The organism is Mesorhizobium sp. ISC25, from assembly GCF_042295465.1.
In the GTDB taxonomy this organism is placed as follows: Bacteria; Pseudomonadota; Alphaproteobacteria; order Rhizobiales; family Rhizobiaceae; genus Mesorhizobium.
Window position 1 is genome coordinate 6,325,150 of the sequence record NZ_CP135441.1, and the last position, 24,945, is coordinate 6,350,094.

The 24,945-nt window shown below is 62.9% G+C and carries 21 protein-coding genes; 11 read left to right on the top strand and 10 right to left on the bottom strand.

Annotation, left to right across the window (positions count from 1 at the left end):
• Positions 1–128 precede the first annotated feature (128 nt).
• Positions 129–992, bottom strand: coding sequence for an SH3 domain-containing protein (locus tag RQ479_RS31205; RefSeq protein ID WP_376703559.1), 864 nt, complete (start codon positions 990–992; stop codon positions 129–131).
• A 263-nt stretch (positions 993–1,255) separates the two neighbouring features.
• Here RQ479_RS31205 and RQ479_RS31210 point away from each other — a divergent pair, with 263 nt between their 5' ends.
• On the top strand, positions 1,256–3,667 hold the full coding sequence (locus tag RQ479_RS31210; protein WP_376703560.1) for a DNA/RNA non-specific endonuclease: 2,412 nt from the start codon (positions 1,256–1,258) through the stop codon (positions 3,665–3,667).
• A 66-nt stretch (positions 3,668–3,733) separates the two neighbouring features.
• Here the strand turns inward: RQ479_RS31210 and RQ479_RS31215 are convergent, their stop codons facing one another.
• Positions 3,734–4,480 (bottom strand): metallophosphoesterase family protein, encoded by a 747-nt coding sequence (locus tag RQ479_RS31215; protein WP_376703561.1) that lies wholly within the window; start codon positions 4,478–4,480, stop codon positions 3,734–3,736.
• A gap of 94 nt (positions 4,481–4,574) precedes the next feature.
• Positions 4,575–4,931 (bottom strand): helix-turn-helix transcriptional regulator, encoded by a 357-nt coding sequence (locus RQ479_RS31220; protein WP_023719360.1) that lies wholly within the window; start codon positions 4,929–4,931, stop codon positions 4,575–4,577.
• A gap of 193 nt (positions 4,932–5,124) precedes the next feature.
• Between RQ479_RS31220 and RQ479_RS31225 the strand changes: the two genes are divergently transcribed.
• A complete protein-coding gene (locus RQ479_RS31225) occupies positions 5,125–6,303 on the top strand; it encodes an MFS transporter (RefSeq protein WP_376703562.1) in 1,179 nt (392 codons plus the stop codon).
• Between the two features lie 168 nt (positions 6,304–6,471).
• Here RQ479_RS31225 and RQ479_RS31230 read toward each other — a convergent pair whose 3' ends face one another.
• Entirely contained in the window at positions 6,472–7,071 is a 600-nt protein-coding gene (locus tag RQ479_RS31230; protein WP_376703563.1) for a LysE family translocator, read from the bottom strand.
• A 92-nt stretch (positions 7,072–7,163) separates the two neighbouring features.
• On the opposite strand from RQ479_RS31230, the gene RQ479_RS31235 reads away from it, so the two are divergent.
• Positions 7,164–8,033 carry a LysR family transcriptional regulator gene (locus RQ479_RS31235; RefSeq protein ID WP_376703564.1) on the top strand — a complete coding sequence of 290 codons (870 nt, stop codon included), beginning with the start codon at positions 7,164–7,166 and terminating at the stop codon, positions 8,031–8,033.
• A 55-nt stretch (positions 8,034–8,088) separates the two neighbouring features.
• On the opposite strand, the gene RQ479_RS31240 is transcribed toward RQ479_RS31235, so the two are convergent.
• Both RQ479_RS31240 and RQ479_RS31245 read right to left on the bottom strand, forming a co-directional pair.
• Positions 8,089–8,742, bottom strand: coding sequence for a dihydrofolate reductase family protein (locus tag RQ479_RS31240; protein WP_376703565.1), 654 nt, complete (start codon positions 8,740–8,742; stop codon positions 8,089–8,091).
• 154 nt (positions 8,743–8,896) lie between these two features.
• Complete coding sequence (locus RQ479_RS31245; RefSeq protein WP_352466717.1) at positions 8,897–10,264, bottom strand: Nramp family divalent metal transporter; 1,368 nt, start codon at positions 10,262–10,264, stop codon at positions 8,897–8,899.
• A 234-nt stretch (positions 10,265–10,498) separates the two neighbouring features.
• Between RQ479_RS31245 and mntR the strand changes: the two genes are divergently transcribed.
• The 3 genes from mntR (at position 10,499) to RQ479_RS31260 (ending at position 13,585) form a co-directional block, all read left to right on the top strand.
• Positions 10,499–10,954 (top strand): manganese-binding transcriptional regulator MntR, encoded by a 456-nt coding sequence (mntR, locus tag RQ479_RS31250; protein WP_023678308.1) that lies wholly within the window; start codon positions 10,499–10,501, stop codon positions 10,952–10,954.
• Between the two features lie 291 nt (positions 10,955–11,245).
• The gene (locus RQ479_RS31255) at positions 11,246–12,166 is read left to right on the top strand and encodes a neutral zinc metallopeptidase (protein ID WP_352466697.1); all 921 of its coding nucleotides are present in this window, start codon (positions 11,246–11,248) and stop codon (positions 12,164–12,166) included.
• 150 nt (positions 12,167–12,316) lie between these two features.
• Positions 12,317–13,585 (top strand): TCR/Tet family MFS transporter, encoded by a 1,269-nt coding sequence (locus RQ479_RS31260; protein WP_376703566.1) that lies wholly within the window; start codon positions 12,317–12,319, stop codon positions 13,583–13,585.
• A 56-nt stretch (positions 13,586–13,641) separates the two neighbouring features.
• Here RQ479_RS31260 and carA read toward each other — a convergent pair whose 3' ends face one another.
• On the bottom strand, positions 13,642–14,859 hold the full coding sequence (carA, locus tag RQ479_RS31265) for a glutamine-hydrolyzing carbamoyl-phosphate synthase small subunit (protein WP_352466695.1): 1,218 nt from the start codon (positions 14,857–14,859) through the stop codon (positions 13,642–13,644).
• 321 nt (positions 14,860–15,180) lie between these two features.
• Between carA and RQ479_RS31270 the strand changes: the two genes are divergently transcribed.
• Both RQ479_RS31270 and RQ479_RS31275 read left to right on the top strand, forming a co-directional pair.
• Entirely contained in the window at positions 15,181–15,630 is a 450-nt protein-coding gene (locus RQ479_RS31270; RefSeq protein WP_352466694.1) for a GatB/YqeY domain-containing protein, read from the top strand.
• 60 nt (positions 15,631–15,690) lie between these two features.
• Positions 15,691–16,248, top strand: a complete 558-nt coding sequence (locus RQ479_RS31275; RefSeq protein ID WP_376703567.1) for a GNAT family N-acetyltransferase — start codon at positions 15,691–15,693, stop codon at positions 16,246–16,248.
• A gap of 2 nt (positions 16,249–16,250) precedes the next feature.
• Here RQ479_RS31275 and RQ479_RS31280 read toward each other — a convergent pair whose 3' ends face one another.
• The 3 genes from RQ479_RS31280 to RQ479_RS31290 form a co-directional block, all read right to left on the bottom strand.
• Complete coding sequence (locus tag RQ479_RS31280) at positions 16,251–17,432, bottom strand: MFS transporter (protein WP_376703568.1); 1,182 nt, start codon at positions 17,430–17,432, stop codon at positions 16,251–16,253.
• Positions 17,433–17,560: 128 nt separating this feature from the next.
• A complete protein-coding gene (locus tag RQ479_RS31285; protein WP_023678301.1) occupies positions 17,561–17,770 on the bottom strand; it encodes a DUF2061 domain-containing protein in 210 nt (69 codons plus the stop codon).
• 131 nt (positions 17,771–17,901) lie between these two features.
• Positions 17,902–19,566: a Na/Pi cotransporter family protein gene (locus RQ479_RS31290; protein ID WP_376703569.1), complete on the bottom strand. Its 1,665-nt coding sequence runs from the start codon at positions 19,564–19,566 to the stop codon at positions 17,902–17,904.
• Between the two features lie 378 nt (positions 19,567–19,944).
• Between RQ479_RS31290 and RQ479_RS31295 the strand changes: the two genes are divergently transcribed.
• The 3 genes from RQ479_RS31295 (at position 19,945) to rpoD (ending at position 24,833) form a co-directional block, all read left to right on the top strand.
• Positions 19,945–20,334 carry an RcnB family protein gene (locus tag RQ479_RS31295; RefSeq protein WP_352466690.1) on the top strand — a complete coding sequence of 130 codons (390 nt, stop codon included), beginning with the start codon at positions 19,945–19,947 and terminating at the stop codon, positions 20,332–20,334.
• A 157-nt stretch (positions 20,335–20,491) separates the two neighbouring features.
• Positions 20,492–22,438 carry a DNA primase gene (gene dnaG, locus RQ479_RS31300; RefSeq protein ID WP_376703570.1) on the top strand — a complete coding sequence of 649 codons (1,947 nt, stop codon included), beginning with the start codon at positions 20,492–20,494 and terminating at the stop codon, positions 22,436–22,438.
• Positions 22,439–22,811: 373 nt separating this feature from the next.
• On the top strand, positions 22,812–24,833 hold the full coding sequence (gene rpoD / locus RQ479_RS31305) for an RNA polymerase sigma factor RpoD (protein ID WP_023678297.1): 2,022 nt from the start codon (positions 22,812–22,814) through the stop codon (positions 24,831–24,833).
• The last annotated feature ends 112 nt before the right edge of the window (positions 24,834–24,945 follow it).

Genomic DNA, 24,945 nt, shown 5'->3' on the forward strand with positions numbered 1-24,945 from the left:
CTTTGATTTCGCCAATCGCCAACCTCGAAAAAGAGGCGCTGTCAGCGAAACAGCCAATCTCCCCGCTTGTGGGGGAGATGTCCGGCAGGACAGAGGGGGGCGCTGTCCCGCCGGCGTCTCGAATCTATCTAACCTCCCAACGCCATGGCGTCGGGAATCTCGAAACGCTCGGAAACGCCGACGCGGATAATGTTCAGGCTGCCCTCGCGGGTGAAGCGGAATTCGCCGGGTCCGTTGGAACCGGCCGGCTTGCCGGCCTTGAAGCTGATGATGCGCGTGCCGCCGTCGGGCCAGGTCACGGTGACGTCGATCTTGTCGCCGGTGCGCGCGACGCCTGCCTTGCAGCTGGTCATCGGCTGGCCGAGATAGCGCGCGCACGGGATGGCGTTGCCGGCACCTGGAACCGGTGTCCCCGGCGGCTGCAGCCGCGCAACGGTCTGTGCGTCGGCCGGAGGCGCCGCGTTGGCCGCGCCGAAATTCTGGACGGGACCCATTGCCGCGCGCGGCGATCCATCAACCTGTCCAGTCGCGGGGTTTCCACCGGCCAGGGCCAGGCGGTAAGCATCCTCGATCGCCACCCTGCCGATTGCGTCAGCGGAGTTCAGCGGGGTTTCGGGAGCGCCGGTTGCGCCCAGGCGCGTTGTCAGATCGGGCAGCGGTTGAGAGGCAGGGTTCTCCGCACTGGCCGCCACCTGGGGTGTCACTTGCTGAGGATTGATGGGGTCGAGGTAGCGCGCCGGAGCCCATCCGCTCAACTTCGGGTCGTCGATGTCTTCAACCTTGCACCACTTGTAGCCACTGACGTCGCCGCAGCCGAGATTTTTCACGCTCGAACCACTCGGCAGCCGTGCCTCAATCTTGCCCATGGCCGATGCCGTGGCGCGCACGTTGAGGAGGTCATCCGGCGCGAGACCCGTCACAATCGAGATGATGGGCTCCGGCTCCTGGCCGTTGGCCGGCAGCTCCGCCAGCATCAGCGGAGCGGCAACCATCGCAAGCAGCGTCGTCGGGAGTGTTACAGTGCGCCTAATCATCTGCCATGGGCGGTAGGTTCAATTGCCGAAGGCGCGGCCAGGCACGAAAGCGCCATTGCACGCCAGCCGGTTTTTATAGGCGACGAGGCGGCGCTGTGTAAGCCCGAAAAGGGGCCGCGTGTTGAATCGCGGCCAGGCCACTTCCGTGAACTAACAGCCGGCAAAATATTGCACATTTCATGTAAATATGCACTCTCTCAAGTAAGGTTGAGGAGGGCAAAATGGTCGACCTTGAAATATTTGCGCAGGTGGAAAACATAGTTCGCCAGCGTATCAAGAAAACGCGCGCCGAAATTGAGGCTTCACTTGGTCACATCGCCAACGGCAATCCGCTGGCCGCCGAACAGACCCTCTCCAGGCGGCTCGACAGGTTGCAGGTAAAGGCGTCGCTCAGCCGCACCGAAGCGGAGATGATATCGGCAGCGATCGACATGAGGTCTGCCGGGGAGAGAAAGGCCGCCAAGCAGCCAGGGCCGGAAGCAATTCTCGGCCCAACACTCGATTTCATCGGGGTCGCATTTCTGGAGCGTGGGCGCCGTGTGGCCGATGCGGTCGGCCGCGTTGCCTTTCTCAACGGCAATCCACAAGGATCGGGTTTCCTGGTCGGGCCAAGGCTGTTCCTCACAAACAACCATGTGATTTCGTCGCCGGCGGATTCCCGGCGCTTCCAGGTCCAGTTCGATTATGAGCAGGACGGTGCGAATGCCGTGCGTACGCCGACGACGTTCCTGTTCGATCCTGAATCCTGTTTCGTGACCGATAGCATAGAGGGTCTGGACTATACGCTGATCGGGGTCGGCGAGCGGCGTTCCGGTCCAAAGGAATTGGGGGAGTTCGGTTTTATCTCGCTGTCGGATGCGCGCGACAAGCATATGCTTGGCGAAATCGCCAACATCGTTCAGCATCCCGATGGCCGCTTCAAGGAACTGGTGCTGCGTGAAAACCGGCTGGTGGCCCGCGATGAAACGGTGCAAGTGCTGCACTATGTCGCCGATACCGAACAGGGTTCGTCCGGATCCCCGGTCTTCAACAATGAATGGGAGCCTATCGCCCTGCACCATTGGGCCGGCCCGTTCCACGAGGTGACGGGCATAGGTGGCTATGCGCTTACGCGCGAAATCAACGAAGGCATACGGATCAGCGCCATCGTTGACGATCTCAGCACTAGAAAGTCCAAGCTGCCGGGCTCCTCGGCATCGGCAGTTTCGGAAGCTCTGGCGATTTGGGCCGGCACGCCGCGCATGATGGACGAGACAGTTCGGCTGAACGCCGACATTCGCGAAGATGTGCTGGACAAGCCGGTGCAGCGACCGGAACCGGACGGCAATCCGCCGGCGACGAGACACAATGCCGATGGCTCGGTCACCTGGACTTTTCCCGTCGAGATAAATGTCCGGGCGCCGTTGATCGACGGCGACGGAGGCGATGCAAGACGAAACGACGGCAAAGGGCCGGCAAGCGAACCCGCGAAGGTAGCCATCGCCGAGGCAGCGGGTTGGAAAACAGAGGACTTCGACGATCGTGGAGGGTATGAGCCCGGCTTCATACCGGGCTTTGTCCTGCCAATGCCGACGGTTGCCAATTCACCCTTCCGGTTGGCCAAAAACCTTCTTGCCAAACCGGGCGAGGACCCACACGAATTGCGCTACCATCATTTTTCGATCTTGATGAACGCCGATCGCAGGCTTGCCTTCGTCACCGCCTGCAATATCGATGGATCCCGCACCAAGGCGGTCAATCGTGAGGACAAGACGATCATCGACAACCCGTCGCTTGTCGAATTGGGGGTGGAGTCGATTTCCGGTTCGGAAGCCAGCGATGCTTTCCGGCCCGATCGCCGCATCGACCTTGGCGAGCAGATGACCCAGGAATTCTATTCGAGCCAGAATGTGCCTGGATTTCCCGTCGCAAAATCCAAGGAACGAATAGCTCGAATGTTCCAGAAGGGCCATATTACGCTTCGCGGCGACCCTGCATGGGGGGTGGATCAAGAGGCGGTCGCGGCAGAACGCGACACGTTCTTTTATACCAATGCAGCGCCGCAAGTCGGCTTCTTCAATCAGGGAAGCTCGCTTAACCATCCCGGCTCCAAGGGGAAGCTGAGATGGCGCGCGGTGGAAACCTATGTGCTGCGCAACGCCTATACGACGCGAGGCCGTGTCACGGTGTTTGCCGGGCCAGTGTTCCACGAGGACGATCCTCCTTACCGCTTCAACAGCCATGTTCCGCTGAAGTTCTGGAAGATCGCGCTGTGGTCCGATCAAGCTGGCCTGCGCGCCATCGCGCTGCTGGCGGACCAGAAGCCGGTTTTGGAAGTGATGCCCGAAGCGTTCGGCGAGCGTGCCGAGGCATTCGATGACCCGCTTGAAATTGCCAGGGTATCGGAGTTTCTTTCGACGGTGGCCGAGATTGAAGAGCTGACCGGCCTGAACTTTGGCCAGCAGGTGCGCGACGCCGACATTCGGGCTGGTTCCGAATCGGTTCCTGCACAGACTTTCAACCCAACGCAACTGGCGCCAAAGCCGTCACGGCCAAAGGCTTCATCGCCCAAGACTTCGACGCCCAAGACTTCGGCGGCGGCCAGCACCCGACGTCCTGCCAAGCGATCGAAGCGATCCGCGTCCGACCACTGAAGATTGGACCGGTCGCGGCTTCTGGCGCTCGAAGGCGGTCATCCGTTCAGCCTGGGATGAGCAAGCTCAGCCCGGCATGAAGCCGGTGCGCAGCGCGTGAGCCCATTCGGGCCGTCCCGCCTGCTCGGCCTGACGCGCAGCCGCCTCGTGGTCATAGTCGACAGCAATGGCCTCGAAGCGATCGGGGTGCAAGTCGACGAGGCCGTAGCGGGCGTGCGGCGAGCCTTGCTCGGACACATGCGCCGGTGGGGTCGAATCGTCATAGGCCGGGCAGCCGATGCTGCCCGGGTTGAAGATGACCGGACCGCCGGGGATGCGGACCAACTCGCTACGATGGCTATGGCCGCAAAGCATGATGCGGCAGGTGGGATCGATCGGGCCGAGGCGCCGTTCGATTGCGGCCAGCGGCGCGCGCACCAGCCGGCCGTCGACTATTGCGTCAGTCAGGTATTTTTCGTCGTGGTCGGGCCGGGCGTGGAAGGCGAGTATGCCGGGCGTGACCTCCAGCGTGAGCGGCAGAGCGAACAGCGCCTCGCGTTGGCCTGCCGTCAGGCGTTCGTGCGCGTAGCGGTCGGACGGCCACATGGTCTCGTCGGCGGTGTCGCGGGCAACGCGGCGGTCGTGGTTGCCGCGCACCGTCGGCAGCTCGAGCGCTTCGAGCCGCTCCATGGTTTCGCGCGGCCAGAGCGGGCCGGAAACGCAATCGCCGAGATTGACGATGAGGTCGGCGCCGCCGCGTCGCCGCAGATCGTCGAGCACGGCTTCGAGCGCCAGGACATTGCCGTGGATGTCGGCGAGGACGGCAATGCGCATGGGAGGCTCCGTTAATTGGAATGGCTGGAGGGCAGGTGAAGCTACTTTGCTCGTCTCGCGAAGCGGGCGAGAGCGGAACGCAACTTCGGGTCGTTCAGGCGCGGACTTCGATCTCGTGGCCGCCGACCGCCGGCAACGATGCGTCGTCGCCGGCCGCGGCAATGACGCTGTCGAGCAGGCCCGGGAAGCGGCGGTCGAGATCGTCACGGCGCAGCGTGATCAATCGACTGGTGCCAACCGCCTCGGTGCGGGTAACGCCGGCCTCGCGCAGCTTGGCCAAATGGTAGCTCAGATTGGTCTTCGAGCAGAGGTCTAGGAACCGGCTGCAATTCAGCGGCACCCCCTCCTTGCTCGCGAGATAGCGCACGATGGCCAACCGCGTCGGGTCGCCCAGCACGGCAAGCACGTTCGGCAGGCTGATCTGGTCGGCGGTGGGATGGGGCAAGGTCATGCCCAGGAATTAAGCACATTCGGGGCCGATTTCAACGCATCTCCTCTCGTGGCTGATGGACACATAGTTTCGCCCCGTCGCCCCGTCCTGACACCGGGCTGTCAGGATGGTTCGGCTATTTTGCAGCGGCTTTATTGACATCATGCCCTGTTATGTCCAATTGTTCAATAACCTTTGAACTAAGGAAATTGCCATGGATAAGCGCCTCATCTGGCTTGCGCTCGGATCGTTCACGATTTCGACCGAAGGTTTCGTCATCTCCAGCCTTTTGCCCGACATTGCAAAGGATGCCGCCATCTCCGTTCCGCTCGCCGGCACGCTGATCACCGCGTTTGCGCTCGCCTATGCGATCGGCACGCCGATCCTGGCAACGCTGACCGGCGAATGGGACCGGCGCCGCGTCATCCTGTGGACGCTGGTGTTCTTCGTGTTGGGCAACGTCGCCGCGGCGCTGAGCTCCTCCTTCGAATTGCTGTTGATCGCGCGCATCGTCATGGCGCTATCGTCTGGCCTGTTCGCGGCGACCGCACAGGGAACGGCCGTTGCGCTTGTCGACGACCATCATCGCGCCCGCGCCATTGCCGTGGTCGTCGGCGGCACCACCGTGGCGGTCGCGGTCGGCGCGCCGCTTGGCGCGCTTGTTGCGACGGTTGCCGGATGGCGCGGCACGTTCTTTGCCATTGCCGGCCTTGGCGCGCTCGCCGGCGCGATCCTGTGGTACCGGCTGCCGCGCGGCATCGTCGGCACCAGGCTGCCGCTCCGCATGCGGCTGGCAGCGGCACTTCGCCCCGGCGTCATGCCTATCCTGGTGACGACGATCCTGGCGCTGATGGGCGCCTTCACCGTCTTTGCCTTTGTCGCGCCGCTCGCCATCGAAGGTGGCGGACTGAACCCGATCGCGCTTCCCGGAATGCTGCTCGCCTTCGGCGTTGGCGCGGTTATCGGCAACATCGGCGGCGGCCAGGCCGCCGATCGTTTCGGCGCGACGCGCACCGTCTGCTGGTCGCTGGCGCTGAGTGCCGCCATGCTGGTCACGTTTTCGCTGATCCCGATGTTCCTGCCGCGCGAGATCGCCGGGCCGGCGCTGATGGCCATGATGGTGCCGTGGGGCATCGTCGGCTGGGCATTCCCGCCGGCGCAGGCCAGCCGCATCATCAAGCTGGCGCCCGATGCCGCCCCCATCGTGCTGTCGCTGAACGCTTCGGCACTCTATCTCGGCGTCGCACTGGGTGCGGTGGTCGGCGCCGCAGTGCTGCGCTATGGCGCACCGGCCGACCTCGGCGTGGTCGCGGCGGCATTCCCGATCATTGGTTTGGGCGTGGTGCTGGCGGGCCACCTGGCGGCGCGACCGGTGACGATGCCGGCCGAATAAGGCTTGTTAGCAAAGCTTGGCTGCCGGCCGCCGATAATTCAACTCGCGGCCGGCGCTGCGTCAAAATCCAACGCGGCGATTTCGTCCAGCGCCGCTCGCAGGCTTGCCGTCTGCTCTTTTCCAAACATCTCCTCGAAGCGCTGCTGGGCGACGTGCCACAGCTTGGTCTTACGCTGTCCGCCACATCGGAATGATCGTGGCGGCCAGCAGCAGGCCAAGCATGATGTTGAGCATGCGCCACTGCCGCTCGGTTCGCAGCAACCGGGCGAGCAGCGTGCCCGCCACGCACCACGCCGCCAGCGATAGGGCCGCGGCAAGACCGAAGACCGTGCCGAGCAGTACGGCGAGCTGCAGCGGCCCGTTGGCGAGCGCGGCAAAAGATGCCGCCGCTCCCAGCCCCATGGCCCAGCCCTTGGGATTCATCCATTGCAGGCCGGCGCCGCCGAAAAAGCTGTTCGGCTTTGTCATGGTCACGTCCAGGTTGGGCGGCCCGCTGCGGCCGATCTTGAGGGCAAGCCACATCAGATAGAGCGATCCGGCTATTTTCATTGCCAGTTGCAGCGAAGGAGCGGCGGCCAGCAGACCGGCGAGCCCGGCAGCACCTGCCGCAGCCACCGTGGCCAGGCCGGCCGCACTTCCGGCCATCAGCGGGATAGAGCGGCGAAAGCCGAACTGCGCGCCGGACGCCGTCGACAAGGTCGTGGCCATGCCTGGGGTTGAGGTTGAGACCAGCGCGAACGCGACGAGGGGAAGGACGGTTTCAAACATGCTGCTTCCTTTGAAGCCTGCACGGTAGGCTGTTCGGCTCATTAGTAAATGCAATGTTTGCTATGATGCGCATTAGCAAATATAATAGCCGGATGCTCCGCAACCTCGACACTGCCCTGGTTCGAACCTTCGTCACCGTTGTCGACAAGGCCAGCATGACGGCGGCGGCCAACGCACTGCATCTGACACAAGGCGCCGTCAGCCAACATATCAAGCGCTTGGAAGAGGTTCTCGGCTGCAGCCTGTTCGACCGCGATCGGCGCGGATTGCGGCTGACCCGCTCCGGCGAGCGATTGTTCGGCAAGGGCAAGCGCCTGCTTTCCCTCAATGACGAGATCCTGGCGGAGATGGCGGGCGATGCGGTCGCCGGTCAGGTGCGGCTTGGCGTGCCCTACGACCTTGTCGGCACCTTGCTTGCGCCGGTGCTCAAGGCCTATGCCGAGGCCTATCCGCAGGTCGAGATCTCGCTTGTCTGCGCCTCGTCGCCGGAGTTGGCTGCGGCCTTGGCGGCGGGCACGATTGAGCTCGCGGTGATCGAGGAGCCGATCGGTCGGTCGCCCGGCGAATGCCTTGTTGTCGACCGGCTGGTCTGGGTCGGCGCCAAAGGCGGTGGCGCCCGCCGCAAGCGACCCTTGCCGGTTTCGATGGTCGCCGAGACCTGCGCGTTCCGCCCGGTGGTGCTGGAGGCGCTTAACGAGCACGGGCTGGAATGGCGCACCGTCTTCGAAAACGGCAGCATTGACGCGACGACGGCGACGGTGCGTTCGGACTTGGCCGTCACCACCTGGTTGGCGTCAACCGTGCCTGCCGACCTCGATATTTTGGCCAACGATCCGGAGCTGCCGTCATTGCCGAATTTTTCGATCAATCTGCATTTGCCGAAGCACGGCGTCGCGCCGGCTGCATTGGCATTCGCGGGCCACCTCCGCGATGGGTTGGCACGCCGACGAGAGGCGGCTTAGAAAACAGCAAAAAGGACGGCCAGTGTTCAGCCGTCCTTGATCGCCTCGGCAGCCTCTATTTCCAGTTCTTGCGCCGCTCGATCTCGGCTTCGGACGGCTGCTCCGTGGCAAAGGACCCGGTCCTGATCTCGCCGGAGCGTTCATAGCTCGCCATGAGCACGCCGGTGGTCGATGCCTGCGAACGGGTCAGCTTGAACGCGGCGGGTATCGTGCCGCTGCCGAACAGTTTTTTGCCCTTGCCCAGCACCAGCGGGAAAATCAGCAGGCTGATCTCGTCGATCAGGTCATTGGCGAGCAAGGTCTGGATCAGCTCGCTCGATCCCTGAATGAGCAGGTCCGGACCGTCCTCCTGCTTCATCCGGCGCAACGTCGCCACGACGTCGCCGCCGAGCGGCTGGCTATTTTGCCAGGACAGCGTATCTGGCCTGTGCGTCGCCACATATTTCGTGACGGCGTTGAAGCTGTCGGCGATCGGACCGCTCTTCTGGTACGGCCAGTGGGCGGCGAAGATGTCGTAGGTCTTGCGGCCGAGAAGCAGCGCGAACGGTTTTGAAAACGTCTCGCCCATGGCGGCGCCCATCACATCGTCCCAGTAGTGAAACGTCCAGCCGCCGAATTTGAAGCCGCCGACAGGGTCCTCTTGCGGGCCGCCGGGCGCTTGCATGACGCCGTCGAGGCTGACGAATGTTGCGGCGATGATCTTCCTCATTGGAGCTCCCTTTCCCTGATCCGTACCGTCATGGCCGGAGTTCGAGCCAAGGACGGGCGAACGGACATTTATCCGACAGCGGCCGGCAATTTTCCAGGGTTGGAAGGGCGGATGACTGCCGACCTTGTTGCATCGGCTTGGAGAAGAGAAACGCTCAGCCCAGACCGACGACCGTATCGTAGAGCAGCTTGAAGTTGAGCACCAGGATGAGCCCAGCGACCACCCAGGCCAGCACGGCAACAGCGCGGGAAATGGCGAAATTGCCCATCTTGCGCTTGTCCGAGACGAACTGCACCAGCGGTACGACAGCGAAGGGAAGCTGCATCGACAGGATTACCTGGCTGAAGACCAGCAACTGGCCGGTTCCCTTCTCGCCATAGAGCGCAGTGACCACCACCACCGGGACGATGGCGATGCCGCGCGTCAGCAGGCGGCGCGCCCATTGCGGGATGCGCAGACGCAGGAACCCTTCCATCACGATCTGGCCGGCGAGCGTCGCCGTCACCGTCGAGTTCAAGCCGGAGGCAAGCAGCGCTACGGCAAACAGGATGGAAGCAATGCCGAGGCCAAGCAGCGGCGACAGAAGCTCGAAGGCCTGGCCGATCTCGGCAACGTCATGATGACCGGTGCCGTGGAACGCCACCGCCGACACGATCAGGATGGAGGCATTGACGAACAGCGCCAGTATCAGCGCGATGGTCGAGTCGGTCGTCGCCCATTTGATGGCGTCGCGCTTGCCGCGATCGGTGCGCTCATAGGCGCGGGTCTGCACGATCGAGGAGTGCAGATAGAGATTGTGGGGCATCACCGTGGCGCCGATGATGCCGATGGCGATGTAAAGCATGGCCGGATTGGTGACGATCTCGGACGACGGCACGAACATCGCATGCAGGATCGAGCCGACCGGCGGCGCGGCGGCAAAGATCTGGATGGCGAAGCAGCCGAAGATGATGATCAAAAGCGCTATGATGAAGGCCTCGAGGAAACGGAAGCCCTTGTTCATCAGCAACAGCAGCAGGAAGGCATCGAGCGCGGTGATGATGGCGCCGCCGATCAGCGGAATCCCGAACAGCAGTTGCAAGGCAATCGCCGTGCCAATGACCTCAGCCAGGTCGCAGGCGATGATGGCCAATTCGCAAGCGACCCAAAGCATGAAATTGACCGGCCGCGGGTAATAGGCGCGGCACGCCTGCGCAAGGTCACGGCCGGTGGCGATGCCTAGCCGGGCGGCGAGCGCCTGCAGCAGGATCGCCATCAGGTTCGACAACATGATGATGAACAGCAGCGTGTAACCGAACTGGGCCCCGCCGGCGAGGTCGGTCGCCCAATTGCCCGGATCCATATACCCGACCGAAACCATGTAGCCCGGCCCCATGAAGGCGAACAGCCGGCGAAGCCAGATCCCCGAGTGCGGCACCGCGATCGTGGCGTTGACTTCGCGAAGGCTGGGCTGCTCGCCGTCCTCCGGGCGGGCAAATCGCCACATGGACCGGGGGGCTGAGGTGGCTTCGGCTTCCGACATGAACTGGCTTTCCACTGGAGCGATCGACATTCTCTCCTTATGTATGCCACGGCTGAACATTATGCAATATGCTATATTTCATTGTCTGAGCTTTCGTGTAGCCGCTTGGCCGTGCGGCCGGCACGGCAGTGAACGCCGGTTGCGCCGACCACCGAATGGAAATAAACGGCCAGAACCAATAGGGTTCTGTGCTATGACTGCAAAGCCGATTCAAACTGCCGGGAGGAGCGCGTATTGGCGCTGAAGAAAAGACCGGTTCCTCGCGAAAAGCCGCTGCCTGATGCAGAAATCCACTCCGAAGGGTTCAGGCAGACCCGTGAAGCGCGTCGCAGTGCGCTGGTCGAGGACTATGTCGAGCTCATCGCCGACCTGATCGAGGACGGCAACGAGGCGCGCCAGGTCGACATCGCGGCACGGCTCGGCGTCGCCCAGCCGACGGTGGCGAAAATGCTGACGCGGCTGTGCGCGGACGGGCTGGTCTCCCGGAAACCCTATCGTGGCGTGTTCCTGACCGATGCCGGCCGCAAGGTCGCGGAAGAGAGCCGCATTCGCCACCAGACGGTAGAGGCCTTCCTGCGCTCGCTCGGGGTCAGCGCCGAGACGGCGCGCATCGACGCCGAAGGCATCGAGCACCATGTCAGCGCCGAGACGCTCGAAGCCTTTCGCAAGGCAATAATCGCCGCGCGTTGAATCGAGGACCATGTCAGCGCCGAGACGCTCGAAGCCTTTCGCAAGGCGATAATCGCCGCCCGCTGAAAAGCACGGCCAACGCACCTCGTCGCGCCACTCGCTTCCCACATGCAGAGTGGACGCCACAGACCTTGCGATGTCTCGGCCGGAGCAAACAAGCGTCAGCAAGTGTTGCTTGCTCGCACGAAAAATACTGTGACTTGGCGTAGCCATTGGGATAATTGTTTGCTGGGTTGGAACCGGCCAGGACATCGGCGGGTTGACTGCAAACGTGCATCACGGGGAGTTGCCATGCTCTGGAGAGGCCGCCGTCAAAGTGACAATGTCGAGGACGAGCGCGGCCAGAGTGGCGGGCTTGGCGGCGGTCCGGGGCAGTTTCGCATCCCGATCGGCGGTCGCGCCGGCGGCGGCGGCATGTCGGGCATTATCATCGTAGCGTTGATTTTCCTGGCAGGGTGGTATTTCGGCTTCGACCCGAGCCAAATTCTCGATGACAGCGGCTTGCAGCCTGGCGGCGGCGGCCAGATCACCGACAATAGCGGCGGGCAGGGCGGCGGCACCGGTGCGCCGGCGTCCGACGAGATGAAGCAGTTCGTGTCGACCGTGCTGGCCGAGACCGAGGATACGTGGACCGGTATTTTCCAGTCCGAGGGTCTGACCTATCAAGATCCAAAACTGGTCCTGTTCAGCGGCCAGATCCGCTCCGCCTGCGGTTCTGCCTCGTCAGCGGCCGGACCATTCTACTGTCCCAACGATCGCAAGGTCTATCTCGATACCACCTTCTTCCAGCAACTCGACCAGCAGTTCGGCGCCTCGGGCGATTTCGCACAGGCCTATGTTATCGCGCACGAGGTCGGCCATCACGTGCAGAACCTGACCGGCATCCTGCCCAAATTCAACCAGATGCGGCAGAATATGAGCGAGGGCGACGCCAACCAGATGTCGGTGCAGGTCGAGCTCCAGGCCGACTGCTTTGCCGGCATCTGGGCACATTTCACCGGTCAGAAGGGCATTTTGGAACAGGGCGACATGGCGGAGGCACTGAACGCCGCCAAGCAGATCGGCGACGACACGCTGCAGAAGAAGATGCAGGGCTACGTCGTGCCGGAAAGCTTCAACCACGGCACGTCTCAGCAGCGGCAGACCTGGCTGGCGCGCGGCTTCCAGAACGGCAAGCTATCGGACTGCGACACGTTCAACAACCCGATCTGAGCCGACGGTTTTCTCGTAATCCGAGAGACTGGATCGCAGTCAGGGGATGTCAGGATGAAAACACTCTGCCCGTTCCCTCATTGTTCCCAGCGATGTGCTCGCCTATAAGGTGTGTTCCCGTTCGCTCGGGCGGCCCGAGGAGATACCATCATGATAGACCCCAAAACCGCCAGACGGGGCCTTGCGCTTGTTTTCACCACCCTGCTGCTCGACGTCATTGGCTTCGGTATCATTATGCCGGTGCTGCCGGCCTATCTCAGGGAATTGACCGGCGTCGGCATCAGTGAGGCGGCTATCGAGGGCGGCTGGCTGTTCTTCGTCTATGCGGCGATGCAGTTCGTTTTCGCACCAGTGATGGGCGGGTTGAGCGACCGATTCGGGCGGCGGCCGATTCTGCTCGCCTCGGTGCTGACGTTCGCTATCGACAATCTGATCTGCGCTATCGCCTGGTCCTATCCGATGCTGTTCATTGGCCGCGTGCTGGCCGGCATTTCCGGCGCCAGCTATTCAACGACATCGGCATTCATTGCCGATATCTCGACCGACGAAAATCGTGCGAAGAATTTCGGGCTGCTCGGCATTGCTTTCGGCGTCGGCTTCGTCATCGGGCCGGTCCTGGGCGGGTTGCTCGGCACGTTCGGGCCGCGCGTTCCGTTCTATTTCGCTGCAGGGCTTGCTTTCGCAAACTTTCTGATCGCGCTGTTTCTGTTGCCGGAAACGCTTGATAACAAGCACCGTCGCCGCTTCGAGTGGAAACGCGCGAACCCGGTCGGCACGCTCGTCCAGATGCGCAACTACGAAGGTATCGGCTGGATCGGACTTGTCTTCTTTCTGATGACGCTGGGGCACATGATGTATCCTGCGGTCTGGTCGTTCGTCTCCAGTTATCGCTATGGCTGGAGCGAACAACAGATCGGCTTCTCGCTCGGCGCCTTCGGCCTGTGCGGGGCGATCGTCATGGCGACAGTCCTGCCGCGCGTGATCCCTAAACTTGGCGAGTGGAAGACGGCGGTAATCGGTCTGGCATTTACCGCACTCAGCGCCTTCGGCTACGCCTTCGCGTCACAAGGCTGGATGATCTATGCAGTGATCGTCGTCGGATGTCTCGAGGCGTTGGCCGACCCGCCGCTCAGAAGCCTGGCGGCCGCCAAGGTGCCACCTTCCGCCCAGGGCGAACTCCAGGGCGCGATGACCTCGATCTTCTCGATCACCTCGATCATCACACCGCTGCTTTATACGGCGATCTTTTCCTGGTTCACGGGGCCGAGCGCGCCCGTAGTTTTCGGCGGTGCCCCATATCTGCTCGGCGCGATTTTCCTCACGCTGGCGCTCGTCGTCTTCGTCACCAGGGTGGCCAAGCCGACGCCGAAGGAAGTCAAACGCATGCACGCGCAGGAAGCGGTGACGGACGGGGCTTGATCGGCGCCGGGAGCCCCGGCCGGCGCCGTCAGTCAAATCCGTTTTTACGCAATGCGCTAGACACGCTCGGCCAGTGCCGGCTCGCCGCGCTTTTCGCGGATGAGATTGACGAAGCGGCGAAACAGATAGTGCGAATCCTGCGGGCCGGGCGAGGCTTCCGGATGATGCTGGACCGAGAAGACCGGCTTGCCGGTCAGCGCAATGCCGCAATTCGAACCGTCGAACAGCGAGACATGGGTTTCCTCGACGCCGCTCGGCAATGAGTCGGCGTCGACGGCAAAGCCATGGTTCATCGAGACGATCTCGACCTTGCCGGTGGTGTGGTCTTTGACCGGATGATTGGCGCCGTGGTGGCCCTGATGCATTTTTGCAGTCTTGCCGCCGAGCGCCAGCGCCAGCATCTGGTGGCCGAGGCAGATGCCGAACAGCGGGATTTCGGTCTTCAGCAGATCCTGGATGACCGGCACGGCGTAGTCGCCGGTGGCTTCCGGATCGCCGGGGCCGTTGGACAGAAAAATGCCGTCCGGCCGCATCGCCAGGATCTCCTCGGCGCCGGTGTTTGCCGGCACCACCGTGACCTTGGCGCCGAGGCCGGCCAGCAGGCGCAATATGTTGCGCTTGACGCCGTAGTCGACGGCAACGACGTGCATCGACGGATCGGCCTGTTCGCCAAAGCCCTCATTCCAGACCCAGGGCGTCTCGCGCCAGACCGAGGACTGGCCGGAGGTGACCTCCTTGGCGAGATCAAGCCCGATAAGCCCCGACCATGCGGCGGCGCGGCGCTTGAGGTCATCGATGTCGAAGGTACCGTCTGGGGCGTGCGCGATGACGGCATTGGGCATGCCCTTTTCGCGGATCAGCGCGGTCAGCGCCCGCGTGTCGATGCCTGAAAGTGCGACGATGCCGCGCTTCTTCAGCCACTGGTCGAGACCGGTTCCGGCGCGGTAGTTCGACGGGTTGGTGACATCGGCCTTGAACACGGCGCCGACGGCGCCGGCGCGGGCCAGCGGATTGAGGTCCTCGATGTCTTCGTCATTGGTGCCGATATTGCCGATATGCGGAAAGGTGAAAGTGACGATCTGGCCGGCATAGGATGGGTCAGTGAGGATTTCCTGGTAGCCGGTCAGCGCGGTGTTGAAGCAGACCTCAGCCACGGCGGAGCCGGAAGCGCCCAGACCGCGGCCCTCGATGACGGTGCCGTCGGCCAGCACCAGCAGGGCTGTCGGCCTCTCGGTGGCCCAAGGGGGGGTCGACGCGGCGGTCATCGTTGCCATGGCGGCACTCCTAAAGGCTGCGCCCCTCAATCGGCGCAACAAAAGGCGCGAAGCGGCAATCTCACAGCCTCGGCGCGCTAACTTTTCACTTGTGCATGTCGTGGCCCCAAAACCGCTACGCACTTTTGGGCGACGTGCACTAGAATTCAATTCATGCAAGGCCCAGTACATAGGGGAAGGCGCCAAGGGGGTCAATGATGCCGCGCCGTGCGAGCCTGGATTTATTTCGTCAAACAATATCAGCGGTTTGCCGGACGCCATCGAGTTTGCCTTGAGCTATCGGCACGACTATTGTCCGCCGCATTCGAAGGAGAAAGCACTATGCGAGGAAAAATCGCCGAATCCCTGAAGAGCGCGATGAAGGCGCAGGACAAGCGCCGGCTGCCCACATTGCGGCTGATCCAGGCGGCCATTCATGATCGCGATATCGCCAATCGCGGCGCCGGCAATGAGCCGGCCAGCGACGACGAAATCCTGCAGATCCTTGCCAAGATGGTGAAGCAGCGCGAGGAATCGGCCAAGGCGTTCGATGACGGCAAGCGGCCGGAGCTTGCCGCGCAGGAGCGCGACGAGATGGCGATCATCCGCGACTTCCTGCCGACGCAACTGGGCCAGGCCGAGACGGAAAGCGCCGTCCGTTCCGCCATCGCCGAGACAGGCGCCAGCGGCGTCAAGGACATGGGCAAGGTGATGGCGGCGCTCAAGGAAAAATACGCCGGGCAGATGGATTTCTCCAAGGCGAGCGGCATCGTCAAGAGCCTGCTTCAGTAAGCTGCGGAAGGCCCTTGCCGTCGCGCCCGCAATCCTGGCGACAGCCAAAAGCTCGCGCCCATGATCGAACTCCTCAAACCGGCGCTTGAACACCTGCCGTCCTACAGGGCGGCCCTCGAGCGCGGCTGGTCGCCGGACAATGTGCGGCTGCTCGACGCGACGCGCGAGCAGCTTGCGGCTATCGAAAAGGATCCAGCGACTTTCCTTGCCGATCTCGACGATCCTGATGGCAAGGGACCGCCGATCGCCTTGCCGGACGGTTCGACGGTGCCGCGGCTGCCCGGATTCCGGCGCTGGATCTGGGACGGGGAAGTCGCAGGCTCGATCGGCCTGCGCTGGCAGCCCGGCACCGCGGCGCTGCCGTCGCATGTGCTCGGTCACATCGGCTATGCGGTGGTGCCGTGGAAACGGGGACGCGGCTATGCGACCGAGGCGCTGCGGCTGATGCTGGTGGAGGCGAGGGCGGTTGGCCTGCCCTTCGTCGAAATCACCTGCAAGCCTCACAACGTGCCCTCGCAGAAGGTGGTTCTGGCCAATGGCGGCCGGCTTGTCGGGCGTTTCTTCGAAGACGCTGCCTATGGCGGCGTGGAAAGCCTGCGCTACCGGATCGATCTGTAGCCCTATTCAGCGGCGGCCGGCAGCGGCGGCGCAGCTCGGCTGCGCCATTCCCAGACATGCGAGGCAAGCGCAACCGCGACGGCGACCAGCATGGCGATCGCGCCAACCACCGGCAGGCTGCGATAGCCATAGCCGGCGTTGAGCATGGCCGCGCCGAGCGATGCGGCGAGTGCGATGCCGACATTGAAGCCCGACGGAATGAGTGACGAGGCAAGGTTGGAGGCATCCGCGGTCCAGGTCAGGATGCGGGTCTGGATCGGCGTGCCGATAGCGAAGTTGAGGCCGCCCCAGATGAAGATCGCCGTCACCATTGGCAGTGGGTAAGGGCTGACGGCGTAGATCAAGGCGAGCATTACCGCCTGCAGGAAAAGCATGGCGATAAGCGACGGCATCAGCTTCCAGTCGGCGAGCCGCCCGCCGACAAAGACGCCGATCGTTGCGCCGACACCGTTGAGCAGGAGCACCCAAGGTATCCATTTCTCGTCGAGACCGGTGACCTCAAGCAGCGTCGGCGTGATGTAGGTGAACAGGCCGAACTGGCCGATCATCAGCATCAGCATGATGATGAGCGAGGTCCAGACCTGCTGGCGTGCGAGTACGCGGACCTCACTGCCAAGACTGACGGACGGGCTCGACGATCCCGTCGTGCGCGGCAGCAGGGCGCCGATTGCCGCGAAGGCCACCACGCCGAGCGCGCACATCACCCAGAATGTCGCACGCCATCCCCAGATGTTGCCGATTGCCGTGCCGGCCGGAACGCCGATTACGTTCGATACGGTGAGGCCGGACAGGATCAGCGCTACCGCCATGCCGCGCTGGTCTTCGCGCACGAGGCCGACGGCCACCACCATGGCAACGCCGAAATAGGCACCATGCGCGACGGCCACCGCTATCCGCAACAGCAGCATCGAGGCGAAGTCGGGCGCCAGCGCGCAGGCCGCCTGGCCGATGGTAAAAGCCGCAGTCAGTCCAAGCAGCAGGGCCTTGCGGGAGAACCTTTTGGTAGCGAGCGCCAGCAGCGGGCCGCCGACTGCAATGCCGCCGGCATAGCCGGAAACGAGATAACCGGCGGTCGGGATCGCGACGCCAAGGCCATCCGCCACCTGCGGCAGCACGCCGGCGATGACGAATTCGGTGGTGCCGAAGGCGAAGGCGGCAATGAACAGGGCAATGAGGGGGAGCATGGCGGAAAGGCGATCCTCGGATAAGGTGGCCTCAAACCACGGATGAGGGCAACAGGCAATCCAGAAATTGTCGACGCCGCTTTAGCTTTTCTTGACCGCCGGTCAGGCGCCCGCCGCGGAGGCAAGAGCTAGGCGGCTGCCTTCCTTCCATAAGGAATTTTCAGCCACGCCCGCTCGTGAAGATAGTAGAGTAGCGACTTGGTGACGACCTCGGTCAGGCCGATGGCCGCGGCGAGCTTGATGCTTCCGGTCACGACGAGCGAAATGATCATCGTGTCGATGGTACCGGTGACGCGCCAGGAAAGCGCTTTGGCGAAGCTGCGAGAATGGGTGTCCATCGACTTCCTTCCGGTAGATGCGGCGATCTTTAGCCGACAGACAGGAGGTGGCGCAAAGATAATTTTTGCGCATTGGCCCACAGCAATTTTCATAGGCGATGTTCTGAAGCTACCCGGCCTGTGGACGCAATCTATCCAGCCTTCAGCCGCGAACCGGTGAGCAGGCCGCGCTCCTCGAGCACAGGATAGGCCATCGAGGCGAGCAGCGAGTTGATCTGCTTGAGGTCACGAATGGTGTCGAGATGGATGGAGCTGGTCTCGACGCTCTTGGCGGTGCCGTCGCGCAGCCGCACGAAATGGCTCTGGCTGGTTTCCTTCTCGCGGTCGCGCAGCCGGTCCTTTTCCAGCACCAACTGGCGAGCGGTCTCCGGATCGCGGGACACCAGCACGTTGAAGGCAAGCCTGGCATTGGCAAGCACCAAGGCATGGAAGGCGCAAAGCTCACGCCAGCCTTCCGGCGTGAACTCCAGCCCGCGCTCGAATTTCTTCTTCACGTGGACCAGCATGTTGCGCACGATGATGTCGCCGACTTGCTCCAGCTTGACGCAGGCGCCGATCAGCTCCTGGCAACGCAGGGCCTCGTCCTCGCTCAACGGGTTCTTGGTGACCTTGGCCAGATAGAGCTTGATCGCCGCGTGCTTCCTGTCGACACGGTCGTCGAGTGCGGCCAGCGCGCCGATCTTGTCGGCATCGGCGCTCTCATAGAGCTCGATGATCCGTTTCAGCATGATCTCGACCGTCTCGCAGACCCGCACCACCTCGCGGGTGGCGTTGGCCAAAGCCTGGCTCGGCACGTCGAGCGCACTTTCGTTGAGCGCCGAAAGCTCGACGACGTCGAGCGCGTTGGCGGGCTGCGGCTTGGTGCCCAGCGCCACGATCTTTTCCGAGGCACGATAGACCAGGCTCGCCAGCGGCAGGCCGGCGATCAGGATCAGGATGTTGAAGACGATGTGGGCATTGACGATCTGGTCGGGCACGGTGCTGCCCAAGAAGGCGACCGGCGGCTTGAACGTCAGGAACAGGATCAGCATGATCAGCGAGCCCATGCCGCGCATCAGGAGATTGCCGATCGGCACGATACGAACGCCGGGTTCTGCGTTGCGGGTCAGAAGCGGCGCGATGATCGAAGAGCCGAGATTGACACCGAGCACCAGCACGATGCCGAGTTCGGGCGGGATGAAGCCGCGGCCGGCCAGCGTCACCATCAGCAGCACCGCGGCGATCGAGGAATGGAACAGCCAGGTGACCAACGCCGCCAGAAGGTAGGCGGTGACCGGATCGCCAGAGAAGTAATCGACGATGAGTGGCATCAGCGTGCTCTGGCGTAGCGGCTCCGACGCCTGGCCGATCATCTCCAGCGACAGAAGCAGCAGGCCGATGCCGACCAGGATGCGGCCGAACTGGCGCCAGTCGCGCCGCTCGGTGGCCATGAACATGACCGTGCCGGCGACAAGGCAGACCGGCACCAGCAGCGACAGATCGAAGGTAAGCAGCTTGACCACCAGGGCCGAGCCGATCTCGGCACCGCGCACCGCAAGCTGGCCCGACATGCCGCTGACAATACCGGAGCCGGCGAATGAGCCGACCAGCAAGGTGACGGCGGTCGAGCTTTGCAGTGCGACAGCTAGGCCGCAGCCGGCCAGAACCGCCATGAACGGATTGCGCATGGTGGCGCGCAGCTTGTGGCGCAGCACATCGCCATAGGCGCGCTCGACGCCGGTCTTCACCAAACGGGTGGCAAACAGCATCAGTGCGACCGCGCCGGCAAGGTGCAGCAAAACGACGGAACCACTCATGCCAGGCCTCGCAACCCGACCGGTATCAGCGACGCGAGCGCCGTGACGTCAAGGGGGCAAAAGTGGGCGCGAATCGTGGACATTGCAGAGGTTGATATTACTCCGATTTTTTTTAGCCGAATAATAAATTTTGCCCGGTTCGGACGCCTTTTGGCAAGCGACGGAGCGTGTCGGAAATGGATGGCTGACAAAATGGTTGCATAGACTGCGGAGTTGCGGAGGGTCACGCGTCCATTCTCGGACGGTCGCTTTAAAGGTAGCGCTGAATTAGTTGTGCTAAACGTAAGAAATCATTACGAAAACGTAATCCCGGTGTTCAGTTTCGGTTCATCCTTCCGGCTCTATTCCAGAGGCGTCGACAACCTAGGAGTACCCGCTATGAAACGCATCGTTCTTTCCGCCATGGCCTTCTCGATGCTGGCTGCAACGGCCCTGCAGGGCCAGGCTGCACCGCTGAACACACCAAACGCGCCGCAGTCGAACTACAGCCAGGTCGACTGGCAGAAGCCCGGCAGGTATGTCGACGTGAACAAGCATGTCGAGGTGAACAAGCGCGTCGTAGTGAAGAAGAAGATCGTTGTTAAGCGCAGCCATTGGCGCAACGGCCAGAGATATTCCAGCTGGAAGCGTCACCAGCCGATCCGCGACTATCGCCACTATGGCCTGCGCCGTCCCGGTCCCGGCCAGGAGTGGATCCGGGTCGGCAACGACTATCTGCTGGTAAGCGTTCTCTCCGGCCTGATCTTCGGCGCCATCGCCGCGCAGTGAGCCCGGAGCGGCTGACCGGCGCTGCGCCGGTTTAGATCGGGAAGGCGGCCCGCGGGCCGCCTTCTCTTTTTGGCCTGTGAAAACCGGGTATGGCCGCCATTAGGAGTCGTCGGGCTTCGCCCGTGTGATTATATGGAGGCCAAACGAGCTGTCCCCCATGCGCTTTCCGCCTGCTTTCCTCGACGAAATACGCGACCGCGTACCGATTTCTTCGGTGATCGGCCAGCGCGTCGCGTGGGACAGGAAGAAGACCAACGCGCCACGCGGCGATTATTGGGCGTGCTGTCCGTTCCATGGCGAGAAGAGCCCGTCCTTCCACTGCGAGGACAAGAAGGGCCGTTATCACTGTTTCGGCTGCTCGGTTTCCGGCGACCATTTCAAGTTCCTGACCGAACTCGATGGCATGAGCTTTCCTGAAGCGGTCGAGAAGATCGCCGACATGGCCGGCGTGCCGATACCGGTTCGCGATGCCCAGGAGGAGCGGCGCGAAAAGGAACGCGCCAGCCTGACCGACGTCATGGAGATGGCGACGGTGTTCTTCCAGGAACGACTGCAGGGACCGGAAGGGGCAAAGGCCCGCGCCTATCTGCGCGACCGGGGCCTGACACCGGCGACGCAGCAGTCTTTCCGCCTCGGCTATGCCCCCGACAGCCGCAATGCGCTGAAGGAGCATCTTGCCGCCAAGGGTGTCCCCAAGGCCGACATCGAGGCGTGCGGGCTGGTGCGCCATGGCGACGACGTCCCGGTTTCCTATGATTGGTTTCGCGACCGCATCATGTTCCCGATCCCGGATTCCAGAGGCAAGATCATCGCCTTCGGCGGGCGGGCGCTGGCGCCGGATGCGCCTGCCAAATACATGAACTCGCCGGACACGGAGCTCTTCCACAAGGGCAACGTGCTCTACAATTTCGCCCGCGCTCGCAAAGCGCTGGCCAAGGGCGGCACCGTCATTGCCGTCGAAGGCTATATGGACGTGATCGCGCTGACGCAGGCCGGCTTCGAGAATGTCGTGGCGCCGCTCGGCACTGCGCTGACCGAAAACCAGCTCGAACTTCTATGGCGCATGGCCGGCGAGCCGGTGCTGTGCTTCGACGGCGACCAGGCCGGGTTGAAGGCAGCGTGGCGCGCCGCCGACATGGCGCTGCCGATGGTCCAGGCTGGCCGCTCCGTTCGCTTCGCCCTGCTGCCGGAGGGCAAGGATCCCGACGATCTGGTCAAGGGTGACGGACCGGATGCGTTCCGCGCCGTGCTTTCCGAGGCACGGCCGCTGGCCGACCTCTTGTGGATGCGCGAGACCGCTGGCGGCATCTTCGACACGCCGGAACGGCGGGCGGAGCTCGAAAAGACACTGCGCGAACTGACCAGCCGCATCCGCGACGAGAGCCTTCGCTATCACTACCAACAGGAAATGCGCGAGCGGGTACAGAGCTTCTTCGGGGCCCAGCGCGGACGCCAGGGACGTCAGGACGGACGGCCAAGTGAGCGCTTCCCGGGCAGGGTCTCCGCACCGGGCGGACAGTTTGCGCGCGGCGGCAATGCCGGTGGGCGCACCGCGATCACCGAAAGCCTCGGCCGCTCGGCGCTGGTCAGGCGCGGTGGCGAGGGCATGTCGGTGCGCGAGGCGACGATCATTGCGGCCCTCGTCAACCATCCCGTGCTGATCGACGAGAATTTCGCCCATGTCGAGTTCCTCGATCTCGCCAACTCCGATCTGAAGCGGCTGCATGCGGCCATCCTCGACGCCATGGCGCACGATATGGCCAACAACCGCGAGGCTGTAATCGCGACGATCGAGCGGGCCGGCTGCGGTGAGATCTGGCAGCGCGCGGTGGCGCTGATCAAACGTGCGCGGCAATGGCCGGCGCTGGAAACGGCAGCACTCGACGATGCTCGCGATGCGTTCAGCCAAGCTCTCCACTTGCAGCGCAGCGCGCGCACCTTACATAAGGAGCTGAAGCAGGCGGAAGCAGCGCTCGCCAGCGATCCCACGGACGAAAACTACCGGCACCTGGTCGAAATCCAGGCGCAATTTCGTGATGTGCAGGCAACGGAAGCGCTGATCGAAGGGTTTGGCGTATCGTCGGGCAGGGCTGGGCGCGTTTAGATCGAAGCCTCCAGAAGACTGAAATGTAAGGACGTGCTTGCACGTTGAATCAAGCGTGCGGTGCTCTAAGTCGGGTAATTGATTCGCTTTTTTCATGCGAATCATGCGAGAGGCGCTTGACCTTCCGACAGAATGGCGGAATCAGGTCGATTCGAAACGTTAACCCGCCCGGCATCGACGGGAATGCAGCGATGTAAGGTACTGATCACTGGACAGGCAGTCAGCTTGCCACAGATATCAGGGTTAATTTGGACTTAACGAGAGATGCAGTTACTGGCCCGGTAAAGCGCGTTCTGGAAGGAGCGCATCCAATTTGACCGGACCGGCAGCTTACGCGGCTTTGATACTCAGCCGCTTGGAGAAAATAAAGACTATGGCGACAAAAGAAAAGGAAGAAGTCGAGACCGAACGCGAGGCCGCGACCGATGGCCCTCTGCTCGACCTTTCCGACGATGCTGTCAAGAAGATGATCAAGGCCGCCAAGAAGCGCGGTTATGTCACCATGGACGAGCTGAATTCGGTGCTGCCCTCGGAGGAAGTGACCTCAGAGCAGATCGAGGACACGATGGCCATGCTTTCCGACATGGGCATCAATGTGGTCGAGGACGACGAGCAGGGCGAGGAGCCCGAAGCCGCCGATACCGCCGCTGACGCCGAGGAAGATGCCAACGAGCTGGCCGAGCAGACCGGCACCGCCGTCGCCGCCACCACGACTAAGAAAGAGCCGACCGACCGAACCGACGATCCGGTCCGCATGTATCTGCGCGAGATGGGCTCGGTCGAGCTTCTGTCGCGCGAGGGTGAAATCGCGATCGCCAAGCGCATCGAGGCCGGCCGCGAGACGATGATCGCGGGCCTGTGCGAAAGCCCGCTGACTTTCCAGGCCATCATCATCTGGCGTGACGAGCTCAACGAATCGAAGATCCTGCTGCGCGAGATCATCGACCTCGAGGCGACCTATGCCGGGCCGGAGGCCAAGCAGGCGCCGGTTGTCGAGCGTATCGAGGAAGCCAAGACCGAGGAAAAGTCGCGCCGTTCGCGCGAGGACGAGGACGACATCACCAATGTCGGCGGCGACACCCGTGGCCTGGTGGACGACGACGAGGAAGACGATGACGAGGCGAGCCTGTCGCTGGCGGCGATGGAAGCGGAACTGCGCCCGCAGGTGATGGAGACGCTCGACGTCATTGCCGACACCTACAAGAAACTGCGCAAGCTGCAGGACCAGCAGGTCGAGAACCGGCTGGCCGCCGCCGGCACGCTGTCGCCCAGCCAGGACCGCCGGCTCAAGGAGCTGAAGGACCAGCTGATCAAGGCGGTGAAGTCGCTGTCCTTGAACACGGCGCGCATCGAGGCGCTGGTCGAGCAGCTCTACGACATCAACAAGCGCCTGGTGCAGAACGAAGGCAAGCTGTTGCGGCTGGCCGAAAGCTATGGCGTGCGCCGCGAGGAGTTCCTCAAGGAATATCAGGGCTCGGAGCTCGATCCGAACTGGACGCGCTCGATCGGCAATTTGACCTCGCGCGGCTGGAAGGAATTCACCAAGAACGAGAAGGACGCGATCCGCGACCTGCGCGCCGAGATCCAGAACCTCGCCACCGAGACGGCGATTTCGATCCAGGAATTCCGCAAGATCGTCAACCAGGTGCAGAAGGGCGAGCGCGAAGCCGCGATCGCCAAGAAGGAAATGGTCGAGGCCAATCTGCGCCTCGTCATCTCCATCGCCAAGAAATACACAAATCGCGGCTTGCAGTTCCTCGACCTGATCCAGGAAGGCAATATCGGCCTGATGAAGGCGGTCGACAAATTCGAATACCGCCGCGGCTACAAGTTCTCGACCTACGCGACATGGTGGATCCGGCAGGCGATCACCCGTTCGATCGCCGACCAGGCGCGTACCATCCGCATTCCGGTGCACATGATCGAAACGATCAACAAGATCGTGCGCACCTCGCGCCAAATGCTGCATGAGATCGGCCGTGAGCCGACGCCGGAAGAACTGGCGGAAAAGCTCGCCATGCCGCTGGAAAAAGTGCGCAAGGTGCTGAAGATCGCCAAGGAGCCGATCTCGCTCGAAACGCCGGTCGGCGACGAGGAGGATTCGCATCTCGGCGACTTCATCGAGGACAAGATGGCGATCCTGCCGATCGACGCAGCGATCCAGGCCAATTTGCGCGAGACGACGACGCGCGTATTGGCCTCGCTGACGCCGCGCGAAGAGCGCGTGCTCAGAATGCGCTTCGGCATCGGCATGAACACCGACCACACGCTTGAAGAGGTCGGCCAGCAGTTCTCGGTCACCCGCGAGCGCATCCGCCAGATCGAAGCCAAGGCGCTGCGCAAGCTCAAGCACCCGAGCCGGTCGCGCAAGCTCAGAAGCTTCCTCGACAGCTGAGGCCAATGACGGATAAGCAGTTTAAAGGGCGCCGGTGGCGCCCTTTTCCGTTTTGGCATAGGCGATCACGATTGGACCCGCCGCTCTTGCGGGTCGTGCCCTACGAGAGGAT

Coding starts and splice junctions, on each gene's coding strand:
- RQ479_RS31205 (WP_376703559.1), bottom strand. CDS start 992: ATGGTTGCCGCTCCGCTGATGCTGGCGGAGCTGCCGGCCAACGGCCAG.
- RQ479_RS31210 (WP_376703560.1), top strand. CDS start 1,256: ATGGTCGACCTTGAAATATTTGCGCAGGTGGAAAACATAGTTCGCCAG.
- RQ479_RS31215 (WP_376703561.1), bottom strand. CDS start 4,480: ATGCGCATTGCCGTCCTCGCCGACATCCACGGCAATGTCCTGGCGCTC.
- RQ479_RS31220 (WP_023719360.1), bottom strand. CDS start 4,931: ATGACCTTGCCCCATCCCACCGCCGACCAGATCAGCCTGCCGAACGTG.
- RQ479_RS31225 (WP_376703562.1), top strand. CDS start 5,125: ATGGATAAGCGCCTCATCTGGCTTGCGCTCGGATCGTTCACGATTTCG.
- RQ479_RS31230 (WP_376703563.1), bottom strand. CDS start 7,071: ATGTTTGAAACCGTCCTTCCCCTCGTCGCGTTCGCGCTGGTCTCAACC.
- RQ479_RS31235 (WP_376703564.1), top strand. CDS start 7,164: ATGCTCCGCAACCTCGACACTGCCCTGGTTCGAACCTTCGTCACCGTT.
- RQ479_RS31240 (WP_376703565.1), bottom strand. CDS start 8,742: ATGAGGAAGATCATCGCCGCAACATTCGTCAGCCTCGACGGCGTCATG.
- RQ479_RS31245 (WP_352466717.1), bottom strand. CDS start 10,264: ATGTCGGAAGCCGAAGCCACCTCAGCCCCCCGGTCCATGTGGCGATTT.
- RQ479_RS31255 (WP_352466697.1), top strand. CDS start 11,246: ATGCTCTGGAGAGGCCGCCGTCAAAGTGACAATGTCGAGGACGAGCGC.
- RQ479_RS31260 (WP_376703566.1), top strand. CDS start 12,317: ATGATAGACCCCAAAACCGCCAGACGGGGCCTTGCGCTTGTTTTCACC.
- carA (WP_352466695.1), bottom strand. CDS start 14,859: ATGGCAACGATGACCGCCGCGTCGACCCCCCCTTGGGCCACCGAGAGG.
- RQ479_RS31270 (WP_352466694.1), top strand. CDS start 15,181: ATGCGAGGAAAAATCGCCGAATCCCTGAAGAGCGCGATGAAGGCGCAG.
- RQ479_RS31275 (WP_376703567.1), top strand. CDS start 15,691: ATGATCGAACTCCTCAAACCGGCGCTTGAACACCTGCCGTCCTACAGG.
- RQ479_RS31280 (WP_376703568.1), bottom strand. CDS start 17,432: ATGCTCCCCCTCATTGCCCTGTTCATTGCCGCCTTCGCCTTCGGCACC.
- RQ479_RS31285 (WP_023678301.1), bottom strand. CDS start 17,770: ATGGACACCCATTCTCGCAGCTTCGCCAAAGCGCTTTCCTGGCGCGTC.
- RQ479_RS31290 (WP_376703569.1), bottom strand. CDS start 19,566: ATGAGTGGTTCCGTCGTTTTGCTGCACCTTGCCGGCGCGGTCGCACTG.
- RQ479_RS31295 (WP_352466690.1), top strand. CDS start 19,945: ATGAAACGCATCGTTCTTTCCGCCATGGCCTTCTCGATGCTGGCTGCA.
- dnaG (WP_376703570.1), top strand. CDS start 20,492: ATGCGCTTTCCGCCTGCTTTCCTCGACGAAATACGCGACCGCGTACCG.
- rpoD (WP_023678297.1), top strand. CDS start 22,812: ATGGCGACAAAAGAAAAGGAAGAAGTCGAGACCGAACGCGAGGCCGCG.